General features: G+C 64.1%; 16 protein-coding genes. 5 read left to right on the forward strand and 11 right to left on the reverse strand.

All coding sequences use genetic code 11. The features are described from left to right. Positions 1 to 101: 101 nt before the first annotated feature. Positions 102 to 1340 (forward strand): aminomethyltransferase family protein, encoded by a 1239-nt coding sequence (locus tag EOD07_RS06560; protein WP_127234435.1) that lies wholly within the window; start codon positions 102 to 104, stop codon positions 1338 to 1340. Between the two features lies 1 nt (position 1341). Beyond that, entirely contained in the window at positions 1342 to 1599 is a 258-nt protein-coding gene (locus EOD07_RS06565; protein WP_127234436.1) for a hypothetical protein, read from the forward strand. 6 nt (positions 1600 to 1605) lie between these two features. Here EOD07_RS06565 and EOD07_RS06570 read toward each other — a convergent pair whose 3' ends face one another. The 4 genes from EOD07_RS06570 to EOD07_RS06585 all read right to left on the reverse strand — a co-directional run bounded on the left by EOD07_RS06570 (position 1606) and on the right by EOD07_RS06585 (position 4847). Then, positions 1606 to 2664: a dipeptidase gene (locus EOD07_RS06570; protein ID WP_127234437.1), complete on the reverse strand. Its 1059-nt coding sequence runs from the start codon at positions 2662 to 2664 to the stop codon at positions 1606 to 1608. Between the two features lie 254 nt (positions 2665 to 2918). Further along, positions 2919 to 3218 (reverse strand): GNAT family N-acetyltransferase, encoded by a 300-nt coding sequence (locus EOD07_RS06575; protein WP_071034417.1) that lies wholly within the window; start codon positions 3216 to 3218, stop codon positions 2919 to 2921. A gap of 56 nt (positions 3219 to 3274) precedes the next feature. Next, positions 3275 to 3910 carry an alpha/beta hydrolase gene (locus EOD07_RS06580; RefSeq protein ID WP_127234438.1) on the reverse strand — a complete coding sequence of 212 codons (636 nt, stop codon included), beginning with the start codon at positions 3908 to 3910 and terminating at the stop codon, positions 3275 to 3277. A gap of 4 nt (positions 3911 to 3914) precedes the next feature. Next, positions 3915 to 4847: a VOC family protein gene (locus EOD07_RS06585; protein WP_127234439.1), complete on the reverse strand. Its 933-nt coding sequence runs from the start codon at positions 4845 to 4847 to the stop codon at positions 3915 to 3917. A gap of 213 nt (positions 4848 to 5060) precedes the next feature. Between EOD07_RS06585 and EOD07_RS06590 the strand changes: the two genes are divergently transcribed. Then, positions 5061 to 6620 carry an alkaline phosphatase family protein gene (locus tag EOD07_RS06590; protein ID WP_127234440.1) on the forward strand — a complete coding sequence of 520 codons (1560 nt, stop codon included), beginning with the start codon at positions 5061 to 5063 and terminating at the stop codon, positions 6618 to 6620. A gap of 85 nt (positions 6621 to 6705) precedes the next feature. On the opposite strand, the gene EOD07_RS06595 is transcribed toward EOD07_RS06590, so the two are convergent. Further along, positions 6706 to 8064 carry a PRC-barrel domain-containing protein gene (locus EOD07_RS06595; protein WP_127234446.1) on the reverse strand — a complete coding sequence of 453 codons (1359 nt, stop codon included), beginning with the start codon at positions 8062 to 8064 and terminating at the stop codon, positions 6706 to 6708. A 245-nt stretch (positions 8065 to 8309) separates the two neighbouring features. On the opposite strand from EOD07_RS06595, the gene EOD07_RS06600 reads away from it, so the two are divergent. Next, entirely contained in the window at positions 8310 to 9311 is a 1002-nt protein-coding gene (locus EOD07_RS06600; RefSeq protein ID WP_127234441.1) for a diacylglycerol kinase family protein, read from the forward strand. Here the strand turns inward: EOD07_RS06600 and EOD07_RS06605 are convergent. From EOD07_RS06605 to EOD07_RS06620, 4 genes are all read right to left on the reverse strand, one after another. Further along, positions 9238 to 9441 carry a hypothetical protein gene (locus EOD07_RS06605; RefSeq protein WP_073987981.1) on the reverse strand — a complete coding sequence of 68 codons (204 nt, stop codon included), beginning with the start codon at positions 9439 to 9441 and terminating at the stop codon, positions 9238 to 9240. The genes EOD07_RS06600 and EOD07_RS06605 overlap by 74 nt on opposite strands. A gap of 138 nt (positions 9442 to 9579) precedes the next feature. Then, a complete protein-coding gene (locus EOD07_RS06610; protein ID WP_127234442.1) occupies positions 9580 to 10038 on the reverse strand; it encodes a phage holin family protein in 459 nt (152 codons plus the stop codon). A gap of 6 nt (positions 10039 to 10044) precedes the next feature. Beyond that, entirely contained in the window at positions 10045 to 10371 is a 327-nt protein-coding gene (locus tag EOD07_RS06615) for a DUF883 family protein (protein WP_073987983.1), read from the reverse strand. Positions 10372 to 10447: 76 nt separating this feature from the next. After that, positions 10448 to 11209: a Crp/Fnr family transcriptional regulator gene (locus EOD07_RS06620; protein ID WP_127234443.1), complete on the reverse strand. Its 762-nt coding sequence runs from the start codon at positions 11207 to 11209 to the stop codon at positions 10448 to 10450. A gap of 165 nt (positions 11210 to 11374) precedes the next feature. Between EOD07_RS06620 and EOD07_RS06625 the strand changes: the two genes are divergently transcribed. Further along, entirely contained in the window at positions 11375 to 11755 is a 381-nt protein-coding gene (locus EOD07_RS06625) for a response regulator (protein WP_127234444.1), read from the forward strand. Positions 11756 to 11791: 36 nt separating this feature from the next. On the opposite strand, the gene EOD07_RS06630 is transcribed toward EOD07_RS06625, so the two are convergent. Together EOD07_RS06630 and EOD07_RS06635 are read right to left on the reverse strand one after the other, a co-directional pair. Then, positions 11792 to 12343: an RNA polymerase sigma factor gene (locus tag EOD07_RS06630; RefSeq protein WP_040985057.1), complete on the reverse strand. Its 552-nt coding sequence runs from the start codon at positions 12341 to 12343 to the stop codon at positions 11792 to 11794. Positions 12344 to 12346: 3 nt separating this feature from the next. Next, positions 12347 to 12550, reverse strand: a complete 204-nt coding sequence (locus tag EOD07_RS06635; protein WP_127234445.1) for a NepR family anti-sigma factor — start codon at positions 12548 to 12550, stop codon at positions 12347 to 12349. Positions 12551 to 12789 lie beyond the last annotated feature (239 nt).

A 12789-nucleotide genomic window follows, 5' to 3' on the forward strand; every position in this document is an offset into this window, starting at 1 on the left:
CTGCAACGTTGGCGATTGGCGAAAGCCAGGGCGACGGCCAATCTCCCCCCTTGTGGGGGAGATGTCCGGCAGGACAGAGGGGGGCGCGAAGGAACGCCGTCATGAACCATCATCCCACCATCAAGCCGTCAACCGACGCCCGCACAACAGCCCAATCCCACTTCCGCACGCTGCGACTCGGCACGCCGTTCCAGCCGCGCATCGATGCGCTTGCCCTAAAGCAGGATTGGTACAGTTGGGCCGGCTACCGCGCGCCGCACTCGCTGTGGGACGAGGAGCTCGAATATTTCGCCATGCGCAGCCAGGCGGCGCTGTTCGACATCTCGCCGATGACCAAATACCGGATCGAAGGCCGGGACGCCGAAGCCTATCTCGACCGCGTCACACTGCGCGACGTGACGAAACTGGAGCCCGGCCGCGTCCACTACACCGCCTGGTGCGACGACGAAGGTTTCGTGCTGGACGACGGCACGCTGTTCCGGCTCGCGCCGACGCGCTTCCGGCTGTGCTCGCAGGAGCGGCATCTGCCCTGGCTGCTGGACAGCACGATTGGCTATGAGGTCAGCGTCGAGGAAGAGACGGAGGCTGTCGCCGGCCTGGCGCTGCAAGGCCCGACATCCTTCGCCATCCTGCGCGACGCGGGCTTTGCCGGCGTCGAGCGGCTGAAAGTGTTCGACCTTGCCGAGTTCGCGCATGACGGCGGCACCGTCACCATCTCGCGCACTGGCTTCACCGGCGATCTCGGCTACGAGCTGTTCGTGCCGGCGGACAAGGCACTCAGCCTGTGGGACCGGCTTATGGTGGCAGGCGAGCTGCGTGGCATCCGCGCCATCGGTTATACCGCGCTGAACCGGGCCCGGCTGGAAGCCGGCCTGATCGTCGCCAATGCCGACTTCACCACCGCCGAGCACGCCATCCGCGCCGACCGCCTGCGCATGCCCGACGAGATCGGCCTCGGCTTCATGATCGATCCGGACAAGGGCCATTTCAACGGCCGCCGCGCCATCCTCGAAGCGCGCGCGAAGAAGAAGCTGCGTCACGTGCTGGTCGGCCTGGAGATCGAAGGCAACATCCCGGCCGAGCATGCCATCGTCTATTACCGCAAAAGCCAGGAAGTCGGGCTGGTCAGCGCGGCGATGTGGTCGCCGATGGCCAAACGCAACATCGCGCTCGCCTCGCTGCGGCGGCCCTATGGCGACACGATCGTCGACGACCTCTGGGTCGAGATCTACGCCATGCGCGAGCTGCAGTACCAGAAGCTGATGAAGAAGGCGAAGATAGTGCCGCGGCCCTTCATCAAGCTCGACCGCCGCACCGCCAACCCGCCCGCGGATTTCTGAGATGGCAAGCGAAGCGGAAGACCTGGAGGCGGAAGCCGCCGAGCAGTGGCAGCTGGTCAACACACCGCTCGGCGAGATGTGGTCCGGCCGCACCCGCTACGCTGCGGCGATGTTTTTCTTCAAGCGCGGCGAGATGAACGCCGAGACGCTGGAGGTCTACCGCATCTGCGCCCGGCTCGACGCGGAAAACCCCTTGGCGATCATCCGCGACCGCGGCGTCGGCCAGGAATGGCTGAAACGCATGGGCTACGGCCAGTAGTCGCGCTCAACCTATTGTGCGCTCCAGCACGCTCAACCAATTCCGGTAAGCGATCTTCTCGATCAGCGGGCGCCCGAAACCGCGCGCCGCCAGCGCGTCGACGAGCTTGGGCAGGCCGGCGACGTCGCCGATGGGAGCCGGGATCATGGCGCCGTCGAAATCCGAGCCTAGCCCGACACCGTCCTCGCCCAGCGCCTGCAAGAGCGAGTCGATATGGCGCACCATGATGTCGATGCTGGTGTCGGCGTTCATGCGGCCGTCCTCGCGCAGGAAGCCGGTGGCGAAGTTGAGGCCGACCATGCCACCCGATTCGCGGATCGCTCCGAGCTGCCAGTCGGTCAGGTTGCGCGAATGGCCGCAGATCGCATGCACATTGGAATGGGTGGCGACCAGCGGCGCGTCGCTCAAGCCCGCCACGTCGCGAAAACCCTTCTCGTTGAGATGCGACAGGTCGATCATGATCCTGAGCTGGTTGCACGCCTTGACCAGCGCCTTGCCGGCATCGGTGAGGCCGGGCCCGGTATCGGGCGAGGAAGGAAACCGGAACGGCACGCCATTGCCGAAGGCATTCGGCCGGCTCCAGACGATGCCCAGCGAGCGCAGGCCTGCGGCGTGCAGCACGTCGAGCATGGCAAGCTCGGGATCGATCGCTTCGACGCCTTCGATGTGGAAAATCGCCGCGATCGAGCCTTTCGCCATGGCGGCGCGTACATCGCCGGCGCTGCGGCAGACGGTCAGCGCGCCGGCGCGCTCCAGCCTGAACAGGATCGAAGCCATGCCGATGGTGGAGGTGATCGCCTCGGCCTGCGGCAGTTCCGGCGGCAGCGGCTCGTTGTCGCTCGGCGCCGGCGGCACCGCGCTGCGCTTCGACTTCTCGACCGGCGGCGGAAAGATCGCGAACATGCCGCCGGCAAAGCCGCCCTTCCTGGCGCGCGGCAGGTCGATATGGCCGCCCGGCGTCCCCTCGATGAACAGCTTTTCGACATCGGCTTCCTTCGACTGGTAGAGCCGAAGCAGCGTGTCGTTATGTCCGTCGAAAACGGGGATCAGGTCGGTATCGGTCATCAGGGGAGCCATTCAAATCGGTGACGGGCGGGACGACGGGTTTCGTCAGAGCGAACCGTCAACTTAGGCAAGATGGCTGGGCGGTGCAAATGCGAAGAGTTCCCTTCTCCCCCTGGGGGAGAAGGTGGATCGGCGCAGCGCCGAGACGGATGAGGGGTGTTCCAGGGAATGCAGACGTCGCACTCCGCTGGAACACCCCTCATCCGGCCGCTTCGCGGCCACCTTCCCCCACAAGGGGGGAAGGAAAAAATCCTCTACTGCTTCAGCACATCCGCCCATTCCGGATGGCGGCGGAACTGGGCGTTGGCGAAGGGGCAGAGCGGGATGATCTTCTTGCCGGCGGCGCGCGCGTCCTCGACGGCGCGGGTGACGAGCCGAAGCCCGGCGCCCTGGCCGCGAAAGGCGTCCGGCACCTCCGTATGATCGATGATGAGCTGGTGCTCGCCGATCTTGGTGAAGGTCATTTCGGCCTCGGCGCCGCCGGGTCCGCGCAGCACGTAGCGCCCCTTGGAGCCGTGGTCTTCCAGTTCGATCTCGGGCAGTTGATCAGCCATTTAGTTGCCTCCTTGGAGCATGATGCCGAAAAGTGTGAAGCGGTTTTCGGACGACATCATGCTCCATCTCTTGGATTTGGAGCCGGCGCCGGGGCAAAAAGCCGCCGCGCCACTTCGATTTCATTCGGCCGAACCTCATGCCCGCCGTCGTGCCATTCCACTGTGGCATCGGCGCCGTCGGCGCGCAAATAGGCCTCGAGCCGCGACGTCAAATTGGGCGGGCAGATCGGATCGCGCCTGCCGGCCGTGATCAGGATGCGCCGGCCGGCAAGGCTGCCCTGCACCTGCGGTTCGAACGGGATCAGCGGATGCATCAGCGCCACGGCATCGAACAGGCCGGGCTCGGCGAACACCACCGAAGCCAGGATGTTGGCGCCGTTGGAATAGCCGAGGCCGAACACCGCCGAGGGCTTTGCCACCTCGACATGCGCCTTGACGAAGCCCGCCATCTTCGCCGTCGCCCGCGCCAGGTCGTCCATATCGTAGACGCCCTCGCCGGTGCGGCGGAAGAAGCGCGCGGCGCCATGCTCCGAGACATCGCCGCGCGGCGAGATGATCGTCGCCGAAGGCACAAGATCGCGGCCGAAACCGAGAAGCTGGTTTTCATCCGCGCCGGTGCCGTGGAAGACGAAGAGCAGCGGGCTGCTCGGCGAACCGGGCAGCACCTTATGGATGTAAGCGTCCTTGCTCATAGCTTCAGTCTTCCAGCTTCTGCAGATGCTCTTCGAGATAGGGCCTGAGATGCTGATGCTGCGTCGGCAGCTTCAGCGCCTCGCCGAGATGCGCAGTGTCCTCGTCGCGGTCGAAGCCCGGTTCGTTGGTGGCCACCTCGAACAGCACGCCGCCCGGCGTGCGGAAATAGATCGCCCAGAAATAGTCGCGATCGATGACCGGCGTCACGCCATAGCCTGTGTCGACAAGCGCCTTGCGCACCTCGAGCTGCTTGGCGCGATCCTCGACCGCGAAGGCGACGTGATGCACCGAGCCGGCGCCGAGATTGGCAAAGCCCGCGCCGGGCAGCGATTCGATGTCGACGACATCGGCGCCATTGCCGTTCTTGATCGCCAGCCGACGTATATTGCCGGACTTGTCGACCTCCTCATAGCCCATGAACTTCAAGAGCTCCTCGGTGGCGCCGCCATCCTTCAGCCGCAGCGAGACCGAGTGGAAGCCACGGATCGCCTCGTCGCCGGGAACACCGCCCTTGACCCATGGCGCCCTGCTGTCGGCCTTGTCCTCGACAAGCGCGAAACTGTCGCCGTCCGGACCGGTGAAGGTGAGCCGCTTTTCGCCGAAACTTTCCGTGCGGGCGACATTGCCCACGCCTTCGTCGGCGAAGCGCTTTTCCCAATAGGCGAGCGTGCCCTCCGGCACCGAGAACACCGTCGTGCCGACCTCGCCCACCCCGTGCCGGCCCTTGCCGATATCGGGGAACGGGAAATAGGTCATCACCGAACCCGGCGTGCCGACCTCGTCGGCATAGTAGAGGTGGTAGACGTCCGGCGCGTCGAAATTGACTGTCTTCTTCACCCGGCGCAGGCCGAGCTTCTTGGTGAAGAACTCATTGTTGCGGCGTGCATCGCTCGCCATCGAGGTGACGTGATGCAGACCCTGGATCTGATTGAGCATGATCGTGCTCCTTCCCTTGTTCTTGTGCGGCCCTCGCCGCTGTCCCAGCCAATATGAGGATAGGCGGGCCGGCGGCAAAGCGGGCAAACACAGAATGGACTGTGTCATAAAAGTGAACGACCGTTCGAAATATGTTCACCAATCTATCACCGGCATTGACTTGCAACGCCGGTGATTTCCGTTCCATCTGGGCGCTTCCACAAGGAGACGATCTTGGACCATCCGACGAGCCACCCGAACGTCCTCCTCATCACCTGCGACCAGTGGCGCGGCGATTGCTTGTCGGCCGCCGGCCATCCGGTGGTGAAGACGCCGAATGTGGATGCGCTCGCCGCCGAAGGCGTGCTTTTCCGGCGCCACTATGGCGGCGCAGCACCCTGTTCTCCCGCCCGTGCCTGCCTCTATACCGGGCTTTACCAGATGAACAATCGCGTCTGCCGCAACGGCACGCCGCTCGACGCGCGTCATGGCAACATCGCACTTTCGGCGCGCGCGGCGGGCTACGATCCCACTTTGTTCGGCTACACCGATGTCTCGCTCGACCCCCGGCAACTCTCGCCCGAGGATCCGCGGCTGCGCAGCTATGAAGGCGTGCTGCCCGGCTTCACCGTGCGCCAGGCTTTGCCCGAACATCAGAAGCAGTGGCTGTCATGGCTGCGGGCGCAAGGCGTCGACACCGGCGCAGGCAGCCCCGGCATCCACCGTCCGGCCGGCGGCCAGGCGGATGGCGACGTGACCAACGCGCCGCCGGCCTACACGAAGGACCAGACGCCGACCGCTTTCCTGACCGGCGAATTCATCCGCTGGCTCGGCGAGCAGGAGGAGGGCGCGCCATGGTTCGCGCATATCTCCTTCATCAGCCCGCACCCGCCTTTCATCGTGCCGGAGCCCTACAACCGCATGTATGATCCGGCCGAAGGTCCCGCCTTCAAGCGCGCGGCAAGCTGGCAAGCCGAGGCGGAAAGCCATCCCTATCTCGCCTACGATCTCGACCGGCAGAAGCGGACGAAATTCGTCCCCGGCAGCGAAGGCAAGGTGGCGGAGTGGAGCGAGGAGAACTTCCGCCGCATCCGCGCGATCTACTACGGCATGATCTCCGAGGTCGACGCGCAGCTCGGCCGCGTCTGGCAGGCGATCAAGTTAGCGGGCGCCTGGGACGACACCGTCATCGTGCTCACCTCCGACCACGCAGAGATGATGGGCGACCATTTCATGCTCGGCAAAGGCGGCTTCTTCGACGCCAGCTACCATATTCCGCTGATCATCCGCGATCCGCGGCGCAGCGCGACAGCCGGCGTATCCGTCGATCGTTTCACCGAGGCCGTCGATATCTTCCCGACCTTGCTCGACCTGACCGGCGCCGCGCCGCAGCGCCATCTCGACGGCCGCTCGCTGGTGCCCTGGCTCGACGGCAAGGGGCCGGAGACCTGGCGCGACGCCGCGCATTGGGAATTTGATTTCCGCACGGTCGCCAAAGGCGAGGCCGAACGCCATTTCGGTATCGAATCGCGCGCCTGCAACCTCGCCGTCATCCGCACGGCGGACTTCGAATATGTCCATTTCGGCGGCGGCCTGCCGCCGCTTCTGTTCGACCTGTCGAAGGATCCAGGCGAGCTGAACAATGTCGCCGAAGATCCGTCCTATCTGCCGGTGCGGCTGCAGTTCGCCGAAAAGATGCTCGCCTGGCGCGCCGCGCATCTCGACCAGTCGCTGGCGCTGGCGGAGCTGACGGAAGGAGTGGTTGGATATGTGGCCAAGGCAGTAGGGCAGTAAGGCAATAGGGGGCAGTACGCCGAGACGGTGAGTGTCCCTACTGCCCTACTGCCCTACTGCCCTACTGCCCTACTGCCCTATTCCCCTACTTCAGCATCATCCGCTGCTGGTCGCGGTTTGCGGCATAGCTGCTCTTGTCATAGGCCGCCTGCGCCTGCAGCTGTTCCTTGGTGAAGTTGGTGTAGAGGTACTTCTTGCCGTTCTTGTCGGTCATGAATTTGAGCTTGTCCATGCCGACCGCCACTTGCTTGGCGCCAATCCCGAGGAAGCCGCCGACATCGACGATCACCGCGTCCGGCTTGTTGTCGGGCGTCAGCACGACGTCGCCGATCGAACCTATCTCGGCATCGTTGGCGCCATAGACCGTCGTACCCTTAAGGTCGTCAACGCGCATGTTGCCCATCGGCATTTCGGTCAATGTCGATTTGTCGATGGAAGCGGTCTTGGTCTGGTCGGTGGCGGCGGCGCCGTTATCGGCCGGCTTGTTCTCGGCCGTGCTCGAAGCGGGCGGCGTCGCAGACTTGTTCTCGGCCGTCGACTTGGCGGGCTCTGCCGGCTTCGCGCCCTTGTCGGACGTGGTATCCGAAGAGACCACCGCGGGCGTCGTCGTGGCGGGCGCATTGGTCGCGGCCGCCGTCGAGCCGGGTGCCGGATCATAGGCCTTGCGGTTGAAATCGGGCTGAGCCTGCAGCTGCTCCTTCGTCGTCTCGGCCACCAGCCAGCGGTCGCCGTTCTTCTCCGCCCACTTGGCCTTGGCGAAGTCGAAGGTGACGTTCTTGGTGCCGATGCCGAGGAAGCCGCCGACGCCGATCACCAGCGACTCGGCCTTGCCGTCCTTGGCAAGCACGATGTCCTTCACGTCACCGATCTTCTGGGCGTCGTCCGCGGTGCCGTTATAGACCGACTCGCCCATGATGTTGGTGGCGAGGTTGCCCTCCGCCTTCTTCACCGGCTCGGCCGGTGCGGCCGCCGGAGCCTGCGTCGTGTTGTTGGCGGGCTGCGTAGCGTCGGCCGACTGCGCCGGGGCCGGATCATAAGGCTTGCGGTCGAACGCCGGCAGAGCGTTCAGCTCATCCTTGGTCGACTTGGCGACCAGCCAGCGGTCGCCGTTCTTCTCGGCCCATTCCAGCTTGCTGTAGTCGAAAGCGACGTCCTTCTTGCCGACGCCGAGAAATCCGCCGACTCCGATAATGGCGGATTTGGCATTGCCGCTGGAATCGAAGACCACATCGTCGACCTTGCCGATATTCTGCGCGTCGTCGCCGGTGCCGTTATAGACGGACTCGCCAATGATGTTCGTCATGAGCGCGCCGTCCGAGCGCATGACCGGAGCCGGATTCTCGGCTGCCGGCGCCTGTTGAGCCGGAGCGGGCGTCGTCTGTGCAAAAGCGCCGGTCGCAAGCAGCGTCGCGATCGCGGTCGTCGCCAAAAGGGTGCGGATCATCATAGTCTCTCCTCGTGCCTGATCTATGCATTGCGCTCCCTGGCCCAGCCTCAGAACGGCGAGTCGGGAGCGGCAGTGTCGACAGGATCACAACGTTGTGACCGGGGTGTTGTTCCAACCACAACGCGCTCACGGGTGTCCGGACTCCTGAACCTCCGGCGGAACCTTTGCGGCCGCATTGTCGTTTCAGCTGCGGCTAAGGGTCTGCCGGCTCAAACCGACCTGAAGGCAACACGGAGCGGTGCATGCGGTTTGCTGCGGTGCTGAATCAGGACAGCGGCACGCTCCGCACCATCAACATTGAAGCATTTTCCGAACAGCTGCGTCAGACACTCGAAGCAGCGGGACATTCTGTCGAGATCGACGTCGTGGCCGGCCGCGACGTCGCCGCGGCGCTGCAAAGGGCAATCGCCAGGCGCAATATCGACGTCATTCTTGCCGGAGGCGGTGACGGCACGATTTCCACCGCGGCGTCCCTGCTCATGAACAAGAAGAAGGCCCTGGCCATCTTGCCCGCCGGCACGATGAACCTCTTCGCGCGCGAGCTGGGTATTCCGCAGACATTGGGAGCGGCGCTGCAGTCCTTTGCCGATGGCGAGGTGATCGCCGTCGATATGGCCAGCGCCAACGGCCGGCCTTTCGTGCACCAGTTCTCGGTCGGCATGCATGCCAGGATGGTTCAGCTGCGCGAAAAAATGGATTTCGGCTCGCGCCTTGGAAAGATGCGGGCGTCCATGCGCGCCGCATGGGAGGCGATCAAGAACCCGCCGGCGCTTAAGGTGAGCTTGAGCGTCGGCAAGGCGGAGATCGTCACCCGCACGACCGGCATCGGCATTTCCAACAACCTGTTCGGCGAAGGCCACCTGCCCTATGCAGACAATCCGGCCGGCGGCGTGCTCGGCATCTATGTCAGCGTCGCGCGCCGTCGTCATCATCTGGCAAAGCTTTTGCTGGACATGCTGCGCGGCAGGTGGCGCCGGAGCGCGCATGTAGAAGTTCATCAAGCCGGCAAGGCCGTGCTGAGGATCCACTCGTCCGCCAGGAAGTTCAGCGCGGTGCTGGATGGCGAACTGATGAGGCTCGAGCGCGAAACCACGATCGAGATTCACCCCGCCGCGCTGAACGTGCTCGTTCCGGCAAGCAAAGCGCGGACGAGGCGGCGTGATGCGGGGATCAACCGCCCTGGACGGATTTCTGCGCCGCGGGCGGCGCTTCCGGCACGGTCTGCTGCGTCGTCGGCGACTTGATCAGCTCGCCATAAATCTCGACTGCCCCCCACGCGATGAGGGCGAGCAGGAGCCCGGCGACGAGGATTCTCAACGCATGCCAGCCCCAATGTCCCTGGCGTGCTTTGTCTTCGGGTACGATCTTGGTCACGATTGGCCTCCATGCTGCGCGGCGGCGGGCGTTTCTGCCACGACATGGTCGGTAACGGGCCCTGTTCGGTAAGGTTCCGTGTCGGGGAGGGCGTTCAAGCCGTCCTTGACGCAAGCAATTGTCGTCTCATGAACCGCTTTACGGCATGTCTTCCGGACCTTGCTTTGGCGGCTTGGCGTTCTCGCGATAGATGGCGTAGGCGACGACCGCCAAGGCGGGCGCGATGACGGCGCCCAGCCCGGCCTTGCTCCTGGCAAGGGCCGGAAGCAGTGCAAGTACCGCGGTAACGCCCAGCGCGGTCATGTCGGCCTGCCGCCGCCGCGCGCGCCGCCTGCTGCGCATGCTCGTCGTCAGCTTGTGGATGGCAAGGATGAGCCCGGCAATCACCAGGAACCCTACGCCGAAGCCGAGACTGGTCGCCAGCGGTCCATAGCGCGCCGCCAGCCAGATATAGGCGGCGCCGATGAGGAAGCCGACACCGCACAGCGCAAGAACGGCGGCAAGTCCGTAAAGGATTGCCGTCGTCCGCGCTCTTTGCAAAGCGGCCATCGCCTCGCCCGAGGCAAGGGCCGAGATCAGCGAGACAAGCGTCCCCATCTGAGGCTAGCGGCGGGAAAGCAGGGCGAAGAGGAAGCCGACACCCGCCGCGATCGCCAGCGACGTCACCGGCTTCTCGCGCACTTTGGCTATCAGCTGTGCTTCGATGTCTTCGGCGCTGCCCCGCATGCTCTCGAAGGCAGCTTCGCCTTGCGCGCGCAATTGTTCGACGCCATCCGCGGCAGCGCGACGGGCCGCGCCATAACCGTGCTGACCGGTCTTGGCGAGCTGCTCCGTGAGTTTCTGGATATCCGCTTTCAATTGCTCGATATCAGCCTCCAGGTCGGCGGTGGTCGCTTGATCTGTTGCGGATCTGCCTGCGGCGGTTGCCATCTCTAACTCCTTGCGTTTGCTTGGATTTCAACGTCTGTTCTGCGTCAAAGTTCCCGATTCGGCGGCTCGAGCCGGCCTAGATCAGCGGCCGGCGTTCCTCGCCGAGCCCGTCCCAGCGGGCAAGCTTCTTCAGTCCGTCATAGTCGATCACTTCGCAGCCGCCATCTCGCCACAGAACGAGCCTGCGGTCCATCAGCTTGCGGATCGTCTTGTTGGTGTGGACCAGCGAAAGGCCGAGCGTGTCGGCGATGTGCTGTTGCGTGATCGGGATTCGCAGCGGCGTCTTGCCGTTCAGTCCGGCGCTGCGCGCCCGGCTGGCGATGAAGGCGATGAGGTAGGCCGCTCGTTCGAGCGCGGTGCGGCGGCCGATGCTGAGCAGGTTCTCGTCCAGCATGCGTTCCTCGCGCGACGCGATCCAGGTGATGTCGTAAGCAAGTCCGGGGTGGTTGCGATAGAGTTCCTGCAGCTGATCGCGCTCGAAAAGGCACAGCAGCATCGGCGACAAGGCCTCGACGGAATGCTGCATCTCGCCCATCAGGCTTCCCTGCAGGCCGATGAGATCGCCAGGCATGGAATAATTGAGGATCTGCCGACGCCCGTCGGGCAAGAGCTTGTAGCGGAACGCCCAGCCCGACAGCACCGTGTAGAGATGCGCGCTGTGGCTGCCTTCGACCAGGACCGTGGCTCCCTTGTCGACGGCGAGTTCACCGCGCTTGAAAGCGCTTACGAATGCCAGCTCCTGCTTTTCGAACGCGCGAAAGGCGGGCAACGGCCGCAACGGGCACTCTTCGCAAGGATATTGACGATTCGCAGCCGGACGTGCGCTTTGGCTGGACATTTCGACCCCTCTTCGAAACCCCTGCCCTTATGGGCACAAGGAAACGTTTGAGACCGTCAGGGGTTCCGCGAGGCCGGGGCCCCCTGTCTCTTTAGCCACGTCTTTTTTAAATGACATGGCGGCGAATTCCGCGCATGAGTGAGCCCTGCGAGGAGACACTGATAAGTGCCAGCACTGCTTGACGGACTGCGTATCCTCGTCCTGGAAGACGAGTTCCTGATCGCGATGGACGTCGAGCAGCTTTGCCGCGACCACGGCGCCGCGGGCGTGACGATCGCGCGCGCGCTCGACGAGATCGACGGACAGGCGCTGCCCGCGCGTTTCGACGCGGCGGTCGTCGACCTGATGCTCGGCGACGTTTCGACCCTGGATTTCGCCGCCCGGCTGCGCAGCGAGGGCATACCGTTCGTATTTGCCTCCGGCTATTCGGATCCGGACGAGATCAAGGAAGCGTTCCCGGACATCCGGCTGGTCACCAAGCCTTACTCGGGCGACGATCTGATCGAAGCCGTGGCCATGGCCTGCGGCCGGATCGCCCCGGCCTGAGGCTATCCTTGCAGTCGGAATCGTAACGGTATCGGCTTAAGCCGCGTTCGAACCTGTGACCTGCGCCGAGATCGCATCGGGCCCGAACTCGTCCTCTCCGGAAATCTTGAGGATCTCCTGCAACCTTGCGCGCGCCCGGCTGACGCGGCTCTTGATGGTGCCGACCGCGCAGCCGCATATCTCGGCGGCTTCTTCATAGGAGAAGCCAGAAGCGCCGATCAGGATGATGGCCTCGCGCTGGTCCTCGGGCAGTTGCTCGAGCGCGCCGCGGAAATCCTTGAGGTCGAGCTGGCCGTGCTGGGCCGGGTGGACGGCAAGCCTGGCCGTCATGATGCCGTCGCTGTCCTGCACCTCGCGGCCGCGCTTGCGCATCTGCGAATAGAATTCGTTGCGCAGTATGGTGAACAGCCATGCCTTCAAATTGGTGCCCGGCTGGAAACTCTCATGCTTGTCCCAGGCCTTGACCAGCGTTTCCTGGACGAGGTCGTCGGCCCGGTCGGCATTCTGCGTCAGCGACACGGCGAAAGCGCGCAGGCTCGGGATCGCACCGAGCAGCTCGGTCTTGAAGCTCTGGGATACCGCCGCCATGCCTCAGTCCTTTTTCTGGGCGGGTTCGGCCTGTTCCAGCTGGCTGAGCAGCTGAGCGAAGCGGTCCGGCACATGGTCCGAGACCAGCTCGTCATAATACTGCTTGAGCTTGCGCGCGATTTCGGAGTTCGTCCCCAGCGGGTTGCCATCCCCGTTCCGATGCCTCTTTGCGGCATCAGCCATCTGCTTTTTTGACATTTCTTTCATAGTAGCCCTAATTTCCAGCACCCGAACCGCTCTTCGACTGCAAACCACAACGCAAGCGGAACCCTCGTCTGGTTGCCCATCCCGAAACCCCGAAACGCCCGCTTTCTAATTTAGTTCCACGGCCGGCGGAACTTTTTCCGGAAGCCGGCGTTTGATTTTTCGGGGCGTGCAATCAGCGTGGCCTTCAACGTGCAACGTCATCTGAGGGAGACGTCAATAATGAGTTTGTCAGCTACCAT

The sequence above is a fragment of the Mesorhizobium sp. M2C.T.Ca.TU.002.02.1.1 genome (genome assembly GCF_003997225.1).

Coding starts and splice junctions, on each gene's coding strand:
- EOD07_RS06560 (WP_127234435.1), top strand. CDS start 102: ATGAACCATCATCCCACCATCAAGCCGTCAACCGACGCCCGCACAACA.
- EOD07_RS06565 (WP_127234436.1), top strand. CDS start 1,342: ATGGCAAGCGAAGCGGAAGACCTGGAGGCGGAAGCCGCCGAGCAGTGG.
- EOD07_RS06570 (WP_127234437.1), bottom strand. CDS start 2,664: ATGACCGATACCGACCTGATCCCCGTTTTCGACGGACATAACGACACG.
- EOD07_RS06575 (WP_071034417.1), bottom strand. CDS start 3,218: ATGGCTGATCAACTGCCCGAGATCGAACTGGAAGACCACGGCTCCAAG.
- EOD07_RS06580 (WP_127234438.1), bottom strand. CDS start 3,910: ATGAGCAAGGACGCTTACATCCATAAGGTGCTGCCCGGTTCGCCGAGC.
- EOD07_RS06585 (WP_127234439.1), bottom strand. CDS start 4,847: ATGCTCAATCAGATCCAGGGTCTGCATCACGTCACCTCGATGGCGAGC.
- EOD07_RS06595 (WP_127234446.1), bottom strand. CDS start 8,064: ATGATCCGCACCCTTTTGGCGACGACCGCGATCGCGACGCTGCTTGCG.
- EOD07_RS06600 (WP_127234441.1), top strand. CDS start 8,310: ATGCGGTTTGCTGCGGTGCTGAATCAGGACAGCGGCACGCTCCGCACC.
- EOD07_RS06610 (WP_127234442.1), bottom strand. CDS start 10,038: ATGGGGACGCTTGTCTCGCTGATCTCGGCCCTTGCCTCGGGCGAGGCG.
- EOD07_RS06615 (WP_073987983.1), bottom strand. CDS start 10,371: ATGGCAACCGCCGCAGGCAGATCCGCAACAGATCAAGCGACCACCGCC.
- EOD07_RS06620 (WP_127234443.1), bottom strand. CDS start 11,209: ATGTCCAGCCAAAGCGCACGTCCGGCTGCGAATCGTCAATATCCTTGC.
- EOD07_RS06630 (WP_040985057.1), bottom strand. CDS start 12,343: ATGGCGGCGGTATCCCAGAGCTTCAAGACCGAGCTGCTCGGTGCGATC.
- EOD07_RS06635 (WP_127234445.1), bottom strand. CDS start 12,550: ATGAAAGAAATGTCAAAAAAGCAGATGGCTGATGCCGCAAAGAGGCAT.